9 protein-coding genes are annotated in these 12,734 nt (G+C 68.8%); 7 read left to right on the top strand and 2 right to left on the bottom strand.

The window, feature by feature from the left end:
- Position 1 precedes the first annotated feature (1 nt).
- The 7 genes from ACFSGJ_RS18720 to trxA all read left to right on the top strand — a co-directional run bounded on the left by ACFSGJ_RS18720 (position 2) and on the right by trxA (position 10,422).
- Positions 2-1,555 (top strand): PAS-domain containing protein, encoded by a 1,554-nt coding sequence (locus tag ACFSGJ_RS18720; RefSeq protein WP_390265431.1) that lies wholly within the window; start codon positions 2-4, stop codon positions 1,553-1,555.
- An 86-nt stretch (positions 1,556-1,641) separates the two neighbouring features.
- On the top strand, positions 1,642-2,106 hold the full coding sequence (tsaE, locus tag ACFSGJ_RS18715; RefSeq protein ID WP_390265500.1) for a tRNA (adenosine(37)-N6)-threonylcarbamoyltransferase complex ATPase subunit type 1 TsaE: 465 nt from the start codon (positions 1,642-1,644) through the stop codon (positions 2,104-2,106).
- On the top strand, positions 2,103-3,107 hold the full coding sequence (locus ACFSGJ_RS18710) for an aminoglycoside phosphotransferase family protein (protein ID WP_390265429.1): 1,005 nt from the start codon (positions 2,103-2,105) through the stop codon (positions 3,105-3,107). Before tsaE ends, ACFSGJ_RS18710 begins: the two co-directional genes overlap by 4 nt.
- Positions 3,092-3,754, top strand: a complete 663-nt coding sequence (locus tag ACFSGJ_RS18705; RefSeq protein ID WP_390265426.1) for a nucleotidyltransferase family protein — start codon at positions 3,092-3,094, stop codon at positions 3,752-3,754. Before ACFSGJ_RS18710 ends, ACFSGJ_RS18705 begins: the two co-directional genes overlap by 16 nt.
- On the top strand, positions 3,751-6,672 hold the full coding sequence (addB, locus tag ACFSGJ_RS18700; protein WP_390265423.1) for a double-strand break repair protein AddB: 2,922 nt from the start codon (positions 3,751-3,753) through the stop codon (positions 6,670-6,672). Before ACFSGJ_RS18705 ends, addB begins: the two co-directional genes overlap by 4 nt.
- On the top strand, positions 6,669-10,037 hold the full coding sequence (gene addA / locus ACFSGJ_RS18695; protein WP_390265421.1) for a double-strand break repair helicase AddA: 3,369 nt from the start codon (positions 6,669-6,671) through the stop codon (positions 10,035-10,037). The genes addB and addA overlap by 4 nt, the downstream gene beginning before the upstream one ends.
- 64 nt (positions 10,038-10,101) lie before the next feature.
- Entirely contained in the window at positions 10,102-10,422 is a 321-nt protein-coding gene (gene trxA, locus ACFSGJ_RS18690) for a thioredoxin (protein ID WP_390265418.1), read from the top strand.
- Positions 10,423-10,492: 70 nt separating this feature from the next.
- Here trxA and ACFSGJ_RS18685 read toward each other — a convergent pair whose 3' ends face one another.
- Both ACFSGJ_RS18685 and ACFSGJ_RS18680 read right to left on the bottom strand, forming a co-directional pair.
- Entirely contained in the window at positions 10,493-11,332 is an 840-nt protein-coding gene (locus tag ACFSGJ_RS18685) for a fumarylacetoacetate hydrolase family protein (protein WP_390265415.1), read from the bottom strand.
- A gap of 31 nt (positions 11,333-11,363) precedes the next feature.
- A complete protein-coding gene (locus ACFSGJ_RS18680; RefSeq protein ID WP_390265412.1) occupies positions 11,364-12,617 on the bottom strand; it encodes a c-type cytochrome in 1,254 nt (417 codons plus the stop codon).
- Between the last annotated feature and the right edge of the window lie 117 nt (positions 12,618-12,734).

Here is a 12,734-nt window from a genome sequence, read left to right as displayed (position 1 = left end):
CATGGTCAACGAAGTCTGGTCTTTTGTTCCGGCGCTTTTGGTCAGTGCGGGCCTGTTGGTGGCGCTGGCCTGGATGCTCTTTCGCCACAGCCTGTCGAACGAACCGGGTGGCGGCCTTTTCGACGCAGGGTCGGGCGATATCGTCTTTCTGTTCGAGGGGAAGCGGCTGGTCGATGCCACGGCCCGGGCGCGGGCGCTCCTCGCCGCCTCCGGCACCGAAGGCGGCGACTGGCCGGCCCTGCTGTCGTGGCTTTCGCAGTATTTCCCCGATGCCGCCGCCCTGCTTGCCCGGGCAGAGGAGACAGGGAGCGCCGCCGCTGTTTCCCAAGGCAGCCGCCAGCTGGAACTGGAGGCATGTCTGCAGGACGGCCTGACGCGCATCACCCTCCTTGAACCTGGGGTGGACGGTCAGGTCGTGACGCTCGACGCAGGCAGCTACCGCGCCACGCGGGATGAACTCGCCACCCTGCGCGCCACCGTCGAACATGCGCCGGTGCTGTCCTGGCGCGAAGGCCCCGACGGGGCCGTCATCTGGGCGAACCGGGCGTATCTCGATGCGGTGCTTGCCAACGGGTACGAACTCGGCTGGCCGCTGCCGGCGCTTTTCGACAAGTCCCGGCTGCGCGCGGAACCGCGGCGCCTGCAACCCAACGCGGCCAACGAGGCCCGCAAAAGCTGGTATGAATGTCAGGCCGTGCCCCTGCCGGACGGGCGGCTCTGTTTCGGCGTCCCCTCCGATGCGACCGTCCGCGCCGAGGGGCAGATGCAAAGCTTCATGCAGACGCTGGTCAAGACCTTTGCACATCTGCCCGTGGGGCTCGCGATCTTTGACCCGCAGCGGCGGCTGCATCTGTTCAACCCCGCCCTGACCGACCTGACCGGCCTCGAATTCGAGTTTCTGGCCGCCCGCCCGACACTTGCCGCCTTTCTCGACCAGTTGCGCGACCGCCGGATGCTGCCCGAGCCGCGGGACTATCGCAGCTGGCGCCAGCAGTTCACCGAACTCGAACACGGGCGCGACGGCCATTATGAGGAAACCTGGACGCTGCCCACGGGCCAGACCTATCGCGTTTCCGGCCGTCCCCATTCCGATGGCGCCGTCGCCCTGCTGGTCGAGGATATCACAGCCGAAATAACGCTTACGCGCCGGTTCCGCGCTGAACTTGAGACGGGTCAGGCCGTGCTCGACGCGATGGATGAGGCCGTGATCGTCTTTTCCGGCTCCGGCGTCGCCACGATGGCCAACCGCGCCTATGCCGCGCTTTGGGGCGTCGACCCGATGAGCGCGCTGAGCGAGATCACGCTTCAGGATTCTGTCCGACAGTGGCAGGCGACGGATCGCGGCACTGACTGGATGGCGCTTTCGGCCATGGCCTCGGCGCGCGAACCGGCAAGCCGGCGGATCGTCAGCGACCTTGGACAGATCGTCGTGCGGACAATCCCGCTGGCGGGCGGATCACTGATGATCGGGTTCCGCCGAGAGGCCACGCCAGCCCCGGTCACAGCGCCCGTCATACCGCCCGTGACAGGGCCCGTGACAGAGCAAGCCGTCTGAGCGAGCCCGCCAGACGCCCGCCGGGCACTGCCGCCGCAAAGCCGCTTGCGCATGGATGGCCGCGCGGTAAAAGTCGCCCGATGACGATGGGCGATATCAGTCTGACACTCGATCTGCCGGACGCCGAGGCCACGGACGCGGTCGCGCACCGGGTCGCGCCGGGCCTGCGCGCCGGTGACGTCCTGCTGCTGGAGGGCCCGGTCGGTGCCGGCAAGAGCCACTTTGCGCGCGCCCTGATCCGCGCGCGGCTCGGGGATGAGACCGAGGTCCCCTCGCCCACCTTCACGCTGGTCCAGACCTATCCGGGCACGCCGGACATCTGGCATACGGACCTTTATCGCCTGTCCCATCCCGATGAGGCACTTGAACTCGGTCTGGCCGAGGCCTTCGAGACCGCGATCTGTCTTGTGGAATGGCCGGAGCGGCTTGGGGCGCTTACGCCCGAACAGGCGATCCGGCTGCGGTTCGAACATGCGGGCGACGGGCGGCGTCTCTGTCTCTCCGGCCCTGCCGACCGCCTCTTGCACCTTTTCCCGGAGATCCCGACTTGACCAGCCGCGCCCAGCTCTCATCCCGGTTCATCGAGGCCGCCGGATGGGACGATGCCCGCCGCACGATCCTTGCCGGCGACGCCTCGCCCCGCCGCTATGACCGGCTGGAACGGACCGGGGACTCGGCGGTGCTGATGGATGCCGATCCGGCCACCGGCGAGGACGTGCGGCCCTTCATAGAAATCGCGAGGCATCTTTCGGCGCTCGGCCTCTCGGCCCCCCGCATCTTCGCGGCCGATACCGGGCATGGCTTCCTGCTGCTGGAGGATCTCGGCGACGATCTTTACGCAAGGCTCCTGCAACGCATCCCCGCGCTGGAGCCGGAGATCTATGCCGCCGCCGTGGATGTGCTTGCCGAATTGCAGCGCCATCCCGCGCCAGAGGGACTGGACGCATACGACGCCCCCGCAATGGCCGATCTAGCCGCGCTTGCACTCGACTGGTATCTGCCCGCCGCGACCGGGCAGAAAGTCGATCGGACCGGTTTCGTGGGGCTGACACAGGAGCTGCTGGCGCGCTGCGCCCCCGCCTACGACGGGCTCATCCTGCGGGATTACCACGCGGAGAACCTGCTGTGGCTGCCCGAACGACAGGGGCTGGCGCGGGTCGGCCTGCTGGATTTCCAGAACGCGATGCGCGGCCATCCCGCCTACGATCTCGTGTCGCTGACCGAAGATGCGCGCCGCGACGTGCCCCGACCGCTGGCGGAGGCGATGCAGGCCCGGATGGCAAAAGCCCTGGGCGCTGATCCCGAAAGCTTCGGCATCGCCTGCGCGGCGCTTGCGGCACAACGCAACCTGCGCATTCTGGGGGTCTTTGCCCGGCTCTGGCTGCGGGACGGAAAGCCGCAGTACATTCCGCTTCTGCCCCGGGTCTGGAACCATCTGATGCACGACCTGTCGCATCCCGAACTGGCATCGCTGCGCGAGGAGGTCATGCGCCTTCTGCCGCCCCCCGAGCCTGAGGTCCTGGAAAGGATACGCGCGTGCCGGACGCCGTGATGATCTTTGCGGCGGGCTTCGGGACCCGGATGGGGGACCTGACCCGCAGCCGGCCGAAGCCGCTGATCCCGGTGGCGGGCGTTCCGCTGATTGACCGGGCGCTTGAGATCGCGGCGGATATCCCGCGCCGCGTGGTCAACGCGCATTACCTGCACGACCAGATCACGACCCATCTGGCGGGCCGCGATGTCGCCCTCTCGGTCGAATGGCCCGAGATACTGGAGACCGGCGGCGGCCTGCGCCACGCGCTGCCACTGCTGCGGGCGGGGCCGGTCTTTACGCTCAACTCTGACGCGGTATGGCGCGGGCCGAACCCGCTTGACTGCCTTCGCGAAGCATGGCGGCCCGGGATGCAGGCGCTCTTGTTGCTGGTCCGGCCGGAAAACGCGCGGGGCTACACCCGTGGCGGTGATTTCGGGCTGAAGGGCGACGGCCGGCTGACACGCGGCGGGCCCTTCATCTATACCGGCGCGCAGATCATCCGCACCGAGGGGCTTTCGGAGATTCCGGACAAGGCGTTCTCGCTCAACCTCCTCTGGGACAGGATGGCGGGAGAGGGCGGGCTGTTCGGGCTCGCCTATGACGGGCTCTGGTGCGATGTGGGCCATCCGGAGGGCATCCATGAGGCCGAGCGGATGCTGCGATGACTGAAACCCCGAAGGCCCCCCGCCGCGACGGGCCGCTCTTTGCGCTGCCGCCCGGGGCCGATTTCCCCCGCGCGCTGGTCCGGGGCCTTTGCGCCCGCATGGCCGGCCGGCCGCCGGAAGACATGGCGCGGGTGGAGCTTTACCTCAACACCCGCCGGATGCAGCGCCGGGTGCGAGAACTTTTCGCGGCAGAAGGCGCGCGCCTTTTGCCCCGCATCCGGCTTGTGACCGATCTGGGGCGGGAGCTTGCGATGGCCGACCTGCCGCCCCCTGTTCCGCCGCTCCGACGGCGGCTGGAACTTGCCCGGCTCGTCTCGGCCCTGCTGGACCGGCAGCCCGATCTGGCGCCGCGCGCGGCGATCTACGATCTGGCGGACAGTCTTGCCACCCTGATGGACGAGATGCAGGGCGAAGGCGTCCCGCCCGAACGGATCGAGGCGCTGGATCTTGCCGATCATTCCCGACATTGGGAAAGAAGCCTCGCCTTCCTGCGCATCGTTGCCCGCTACTTCGGCCCCGAAGAGCCGCCCGATGCCGAGGCGCGTCAGCGGATGGTGGTCGAACGGCTGGCCGATCGCTGGGCAAAGGCGCCGCCCGATCATCCCGTCATCATCGCCGGCTCGACCGGATCGCGTGGAACGACGCTGCGCCTGATGCAGGCCGTGGCCGATCTGCCCCAGGGGATCATCGTGCTGCCCGGCTTTGATTTCGACATGCCGATGGCGGTCTGGGACAGCCTCGCCGATGCGCTGAGCGCCGAGGATCACCCCCAGTACCGGTTTTACCGGCTGATGCAGGTGCTGGGGCTTGGCCCCGCGGAGGTGCACCTTTGGGATGTGGCTCCGGCCCCCTCGGCGGCGCGGAACCGGCTCGTGTCGCTTGCCCTGCGCCCCGCGCCTGTCACGGACCAGTGGATGGTCGAGGGGCCGCAGCTTGCGGATATCGCCGCCGCGACCGCCGGCATGACGCTGGTCGAGGCGCCATCCCCCCGCGCCGAGGCGATGGCGATCGCACTGCGCCTGCGGCAGGCCGCGGCCCAGGGGCAGCGCGCGGCCCTGATCACCCCCGACCGGACGCTGACGCGGCAGGTGACCGCAGCCCTTGGCCGCTGGGGCATCGTGCCGGATGACAGCGCGGGCCGGCCGCTTGCGCTCTCGGCGCCGGGGCGGTTCCTGCGGCATGTGGCGGCGCTGTTCGGGGAACGCCTGACGGCCGAGACCTTGCTGACGCTGCTCAAACACCCGATCACCCATTCGGGTGCGGGGCGCGGCCCGCATCTGCTGTGGACGCGCGATCTGGAACTTCACCTGCGGCGCAAGGGTCCGGCCTTTCCCACCGGGGCGGCGATCCTCGACTGGGCGTCCGCGCGGGGCGATGACGATCTGATCCGCTGGGCAGGCTGGCTTGCGGCCCTGCTGGAGGGGCTCGAGACCATCGGCGAGCGCCCCTTGTCGGATCACGTCGCACAACACCTGCATCTCGCCGAGGCCCTGGCCGGGGGGCCAGAAGGCGGGACAGGCGAGCTTTGGCTGAAAGAGGCGGGCCAGACCGCCCGTCGCGTGGTCGACGACCTTCTTCGTGAGGCCCCGTGGGGCGGCATCTTTGCGACGGTGGATTACCGCGATCTCTTTGCCGCCGTCCTTCAGGGGGCCGAGGTGCGCGAAAGCCCGCAGGTCCATCCCGGCATCATGATCCTCGGCACGCTGGAGGCCCGGGTCCAGAGCGCGGATCTGGTGATCCTTGGCGGGTTGAACGACGGGGTCTGGCCCCCGGCGCCGACGCCCGACCCATGGCTGAACCGGCAGATGCGGCACGATGCCGGGCTTTTGCTGCCGGAACGGCGCATCGGCCTTTCGGCCCATGACTTCCAGCAATCGGTCGCCGCGCCCGAGGTGATCCTGACCCGCGCGATCCGCGATTCCGAGGCCGAGACGGTGCCGTCCCGCTGGCTCAACCGGTTGACGAACCTGATGGGCGGCCTGCGGGGCGAGGGCGCCACGGCCCTTGCCGCGATGCGGGCACGGGGGGGCGCGCTGCTGCGCCTGTCCTCCGCATGGGAAGGAGATTATCAGCCCGTTCCCCCGGCCCCGCGCCCCGCGCCGCGCCCCCCCGTTGCCGCCCGCCCAAGGGAACTGGCGGTGACGGCGATTTCGAAACTGATCCGCGATCCTTACGCGGTCTATGCGCGCTATGTCCTGCGGCTCCAACCGTTGCCACCCCTCCGCCCCGGCCCGGACGCGCTGTTGCGCGGATCGGTCCTGCACCGCGTCTTTGAAGAGTTCGTGCAGCGGGGCAAGGGCGACAGGGCGCAGTTGATGACCTTGGCGCAAGAGGTTCTGACGCGCGACGTTCCCTGGCCCGCGGCAAGGCGCCTGTGGCTTGCGCGGCTGGACCGGGTCGCGGACTGGTTTCTGGCGCAAGAGGCCGCGCGGCCCGGCCAGCCCGTCCTGATCGAGGAACGGGGCGGCCTGACCCTTGACCGCTTCGGGTTCCGCCTGACCGCCAAACCCGACCGGATCGACGAACTTCCCGACGGCAGCCTGCACATCATGGATTACAAAAGCGGTACGCCGCCCACGCAAAAACAGCAGGAGTTGTTCGACAAGCAGCTGTTGCTCGAGGCGATGATGGCCGAGCGCGGGGCGTTCCGGAACCTTGGCCCCCGGCCGGTGCAGGCGATCAGCTATATCGGCATTGGATCCGCCCCCAGGGAAGAACGCACCGACATCACCGAAGCCATGAACATCGAGACGTGGGAGGAGCTGCATCGCCTGATCGGGGCCTATACCGAGCCGCAGCAGGGCTATGCCTCTCGTCGGGCGGTGTTCGAGGAAAGATTTCCGGGCGATTACGACCACCTTGCCCGCTATGGCGAGTGGGAGATGACCGATGCCCCCTGGCCCGAGGATGTGGGATGATCCGTGACGACGCGAGCCTGCGGCAGGTTCAGGCCGCCGATCCGGGCGGGTCGACCTGGCTGTCGGCCAATGCGGGGTCGGGCAAGACGCGCGTTCTGACGGACAGGGTTGCGCGGCTTTTGCTGCGCGGGGTTCAGCCGCAGCGCATCCTCTGCCTCACCTATACCAAGGCCGCGGCAAGCGAGATGCAGAACCGCCTGTTCCGCCGCCTGGGCGAATGGGCGATGCTGGACGACCTGGCCCTGCGCGCGGCCCTTACGGAACTCGGCGCGGGCGAGGGGATCGACCAGAACCCGGATCAGGAGATGCTGCGCCAGGCGCGGCGGCTCTTTGCCCGCGCGATCGAGACGCCGGGCGGCCTCAAGATCCAGACGATCCATTCGTTTTGCGCATCCCTGCTGCGCCGCTTTCCGCTGGAGGCCGGCGTCACGCCGCAATTCACCGAGATGGACGACCGCGCCGCCGCCCTGCTGCGCGCCGAGATCGTCGAGGATCTGGCCGATCGCGCGCCGGAAACCATTGACGCAATCGCCTCATGGTTCACGGGCAAGGATCTTTCCGCCCTGACCGCCGAAATTGCCGGCCGCCGCGACGCGCTGGCCCATCCGCTGGATGCGGGGGCGGCGCGGGCGCTTTTCGACCTTCCGCCCGACTACGACCATGACCGTCTTGAGGCCGAGGTGTTTCTGGGCAATGAGGCCACGCTGCTGGGGCAACTTGTTCAGGCGCTGCGGGCCGGCGGCCCGAACGACAGCAAGGACGCGGGCCGTCTGGCCTCGGTACTCGACGCGCCGCCGCTCGCGCAGCTTCCGGTGTTCGAAAACGTGTTCCTGTTCGGCGCCAAGGCTGCCCAGCCCTTTTGCGCAAAGATCGGCAAGTTCCCGACCAAGGCCACCCGAGAGGCGCTTGGCCCCGCCATGGACCGGATCGAGGATTTCATGCGCCGGGTCGAGACCGCGCGCCCGCGCCGCATCGCGCTCCATGCCGCAGGAAAGACCCATGCGCTGCACCGCTTTGCCGCGGCCTTCCTGCCGGAATATGCCGCGCGCAAGGCCCGGCGGGGGTGGCTCGACTTCGACGACCTGATCCTGCGGGCCGTCGCGCTGCTGACCGATCCTTCCGTTGCGCAATGGGTGCTGTTCCGGCTGGATGGTGGCGTCGATCATATCCTCGTGGATGAGGCGCAGGACACGAGCCCGACCCAGTGGCAGGTGATCGAGCTTCTGGCGCAGGAATTCACCGCAGGCCAGGGCGCGCGCGGCGACGGCCGGACGATCTTTGTGGTGGGCGACAAGAAACAGTCGATCTATTCGTTCCAGGGGGCCGATCTGCGTGCCTTCGACCGGATGCGCGGCCATTTCGGCGCGCGCCTTGCGGCGGTCGATGTGCCGCTTTCGGCGCTGACGCTCGAACATTCGTTCCGGTCCTCGCCGGCAGTTCTGCGGCTGGTGGACATGACCCTTGGACCCCGGGCCGACAGCGGGCTGGGCGGTGAGGTCAACCACATCCCCTTCTGGCCCGACATGCCCGGTCGCGTCGATCTGTGGCCCGTCGTCCCCGCCGCCGACAAGCCGGAGGACAGCGACTGGTTCGATCCGGTCGATATCCTGCCGGCCGAACATCACTATGCCCGGCTTGCGCGTCAGATCGCCCGCGAAATCCGCCGCCTGATCGACGCCGGCACCCGCATTCCCGCCCATGGCGGAACGCGTCCGATGACCGAGGGCGACGTGCTGATCCTTGTGCAGCGGCGCTCGGAACTCTTTCACCAGATCATCCGCGCCTGCAAGGCCGAGGGGCTGGCGATTGCGGGGGCCGACCGGCTCAAGCTGGGCGGAGAGCTTGCGGTGCGCGATCTTTCCGCGCTTCTGGCCTTTCTCTCCACCTCCGAGGATGAACTGTCGCTGGCCGCCGCGCTGCGCTCGCCGCTCTTTGGCTGGACCGAGGCGCAGCTTTACGATCTGGCACAGGGGCGCAAGGGATGGCTGTGGGAGGCACTGCGCCAGCGCGCGGCCGAGTTTCCGGACACGATGGCGATCCTGACCGACCTGCGGGACCAGTCCGACTTTCTGCGGCCCTACGACCTCCTGGAACGGGTGCTGACCCGCCATGACGGCCGCCGCCGCCTTCTGGCCCGTCTGGGGCCCGAGGCCGAGGACGGGATCGACGCGCTTTTGTCGCAGGCGCTGGCCTATGAACGGATGGATGTGCCCAGCCTGACCGGTTTTCTCACCTGGCTCGCGACCGAAGAGGTCGAGATCAAGCGCCAGATGGACAGTGCCGGAAACCGCATCCGGGTGATGACCGTGCACGGCGCCAAGGGGCTGGAGGCCCCGGTCGTTATCCTGCCCGACACAGCCGAGCGTCGCCCGCGGCAAGGGGGTGAGCTTTTGTCGCTGGCGGATGGCGCGATCGCCTGGCGCGTCGCGGCCGATGCCTGTCCACCGGCCCTTGCCGAGGCGCGCGAACGGCAGCGTATGGCCGAGGCGGAGGAAAACCTGCGCCTGCTTTATGTCGCCATGACGCGGGCGCAAAGCTGGCTCATCGTCTGCGCCGCGGGCGAGGTCAAGGAAGGCGGCGATTGCTGGTACGCGACCATCGCCGCCGGCATGGGCGCTGCGGGCGCCGCGACGCTGCCGATGCCCGATCCGGCGGATGGTTTCATGCGCAGGCTGGCCCATGGCGACTGGCCGGCCGGGGCCGAGGCGCGCACGGCCCCGCAGGACAGCGCCGCCGCCCTGCCCGACTGGCTGCGCGCGCCGCTGCCCGCCTTGGCCGAGCCACCGGGGCCGATATCCCCGTCCGACCTCGGGGGCGCCAAGGCGCTGGCCGGCATCGCGGGCAGCAGCGAGGAAGAGGCAAAGCGCCGGGGCCGTCAGCTGCACCTGCTGCTCGAACATCTGCCGCTTCATGCGCCGGCCCGCTGGCCCGACCTTGCGCGAGAGTTGCTGGCAGCCGGCGAGGACGGCGTGGCCGAGGCCGAAATCGCACCCCTTCTGGCCGAGGCGCAGGCCGTTCTTGCCAATCCGGAGCTTTCGTTCCTGCGCGGCGCCGGCGCCCTGGCCGAGGTGGACATCACCGCCGAGATCGAGGGGCGGCGCATGTTGGGCACCATCGACTGCCTGATCGTCGAGCCGCATCGCGTGCTTGCGGTCGATTACAAATCCAATGCAACCGTGCCGCAGGCCGCAGCGGACGTGCCCGAAGGCATCCTGCGCCAGATGGGGGCCTATGCTGCTGCTCTGGAACAGATTTATCCGGACCGGAGGGTGGAAACCGCGATCCTGTGGACGCGGACGGCGCGGCTGATGCCCCTGGAACCCGATCAGGTTGCGGCAGCCTTCTCACGGGCCACCACATCTTGACGCCCCGCTGCGGCGTTCTTAGGTTCACGGGCAACCGCCGCTACCCCCCGAAAAGGAGATCACCATGGCTACCGTCGCCGTAACCGACGCCACCTTCGATGCCGAAGTCCGGCAATCCGACATTCCCGTCGTCGTGGACTTCTGGGCAGAGTGGTGCGGTCCGTGCAAACAGATCGGTCCCGCGCTTGAGGAACTGTCGGAAGAATATGCCGGCCGCGTCAAGATCGTGAAGGTCAACGTGGACGAGAACCCGAACGCTCCGGCCCAGATGGGCGTGCGGGGTATTCCGGCGCTCTTCCTCTTCCGCGATGGCGAGGTCGTGTCGAACAAGGTGGGCGCTGCACCCAAGGCCGCGCTGGCAAGCTGGATCGCCCAGTCGGTCTGATCCGGCGTTTCCAACGCACGGAAAAGGGGCGCGCTGCGCCCCTTTTTCATGCCCGCCGCTTGGCATGCCCTCAGGCGCGGCCGACCGACTGGCGCTGTTCCCCCAGCCCCTCGATCCCGAGCGTCACGACCTCTCCGCCACGCAGGAAACGGGGCGGGGTCCGGCCCATGCCCACGCCGGGGGGCGTGCCGGTGGTGATCACGTCGCCGGGCTGGAGGCTCATGAACTGGCTGACATAGGACACGATGGTTGGCAGGTCGAAGATCATCGTGGCGGTGCTGCCGTCCTGCATCCGCTCGCCATCCACCTCCAGCCACAGGCGCAGCGCGCGGGGATCGGCGATTTCATCCCGCGTCACGAGCCATGGGCCGATCGGCCCGAACGTGTCGCAGCCCTTGCCCTTGTCCCAGGTGCCGCCCCGCTCGTTCTGGAATTCGCGCTCGGACAGGTCATGGACGACGCAGTAGCCGGCGATGTGGTCCATCGCATCCGCCGCCTCGATATAGACGCCCGCCTTGCCGATGACGATGCCCAGCTCCACCTCCCAGTCGGTCTTGGCTGACCCGCGGGGGATCAGGATCTGGTCGTTGGGGCCGCAGATCGCGCTGGTGGCCTTCATGAAGATTACGGGTTCGGTCGGTATCGGCATCCCCGCCTCGGCCGCATGATCGGCATAGTTCAACCCGATGCAGATGAACTTGCCCACCGCGCCCACGCAGGGGCCGATCCGCCCCTCGGGCAGGACGGGCAGCTTTTCGGGGTCGAGTGCTGCGATCCGCACAAGCGCCGCGTCGGAAAGCGCCTCGCCCGCGATATCGGCGACATGCCCCACCAGACTGCGGTAACGGCCATCCGGGCCGAGCAGCGCGGGCACCTCTGCCCCCGGGGCGCCGATACGTGCCAGTTTCATATGGTCTCCTTTCTCGAATAATCACCCTGCACTATTCGCTGGCGCGGGCAAGAAACTCCATCAGCGCGGCCCGGTCGCCCGCGTCGGTGATCCGCTGATCCGGCATCCGGCTGCCGGGCGTATAGGCGTCCGGGCCATGTTCGAACAGTTCGGACACGGTTTCCGGCGTCCAGACGATGTCCATCCCGCGCAGGGCCGGCGAGAACTCATAACCCGGCAGCGTCGCGATCCGGCGCCCGAAGATGCGGTGCAGCGTCGGACCGGCGCGGTTGCCGTCATCGGGACCAAGACTGTGACAGACCGCGCAGGCGCGCCAGACCTCTGCCCCGCGGCTGCCATCGGCGGTCAGTTGTGCAACGCGCGGATCATCGGGGGCCGCGACGGACAGCGGATCGCCGGTTGTGGCATCCCAGCGCCGGACGATCCCGTCCCCACCGCCGGTAAACAGTTCCCCGCCCGCCAACGCGAGCGACCAGACCGGCCCCTGCCCCGGCGCGATGGACAGGGGCGGGTCCTGGCCCTCGGCGTCCAGCACCCAGACCGTACCCTCGATCGCCGCGACGGCCAGCCGCCCTTCGGCGGCCGCGACCGCGATCAGGGGGCGATCTGCAAGAAAACGTTCGCGCAGCACGCCGTCCAGCGGCGACACGAGGCGCAGCGCCCCGTCGGCAAAGACCACCGCCGCGACATCGCCCGCCATTGCCAGATCGTTCGGCTGGGCCGGCAGGCCGATACTCGCCGCAGGCGCGCCGCCATCCCAGACCACAAGACGCAGATCGGCACCGACCGAGACAAGACGCCCGTCCGGCAGCCGGGCAAGCCCGGTCACCTGCCCGTCATGCCCCCCTTGCTGACGCGGCGCATCGTCCCCGTCCATTACGAAAATCCGACCGTCCCATCCGGCCGAGGCGACACTTTCCGCCGCCACCGAAAGCGCCGCCACCGGCGCCTCATGCAGCGTCTCGACCCGTTCCGGCGCGCCGTCGGCGCCCCAGACCACCACACGCCCGTCCTGCCCGCCCGAGACAAGACGACCGTCCGGCAGAAAGGCAACGGCGGTGACGTTCCCTTCGTGCAGGCGCAGGGCGCGGCGTGCGGTCCCGGACCCGATGTCCCACAGCAACACCCGCGTGTCGAAACTGCCCGAAAGCGCCTTTCCCCCCTCTACGACCAGCGCCGAAACCGGGCCGCCGTGCCCGCGCAGATCCTGCGCAAAGGCGGCCGTTCCCGTCCCGCCGGGCAACACCACGGACACGGCCACAAGCAGCAGTGCGGTGAAGGCCATGCGCATCCCTTGATCCCCCTTTTGACGCGATACCCTAGGCCGCCGACCCTTGGCTGGCAACAGCGCCGCTCTGGACTTTGCCCATCCGACCGGTGCAGGTTGGGGGCCACAAAAGGA

This window comes from Halodurantibacterium flavum (assembly GCF_042681825.1).
Taxonomy (GTDB): domain Bacteria; phylum Pseudomonadota; class Alphaproteobacteria; order Rhodobacterales; family Rhodobacteraceae; genus Halodurantibacterium; species Halodurantibacterium flavum.
The sequence above is the reverse complement of the archived record's forward strand: the minus strand, read 5'-3'. Positions and strand labels throughout refer to the sequence as shown.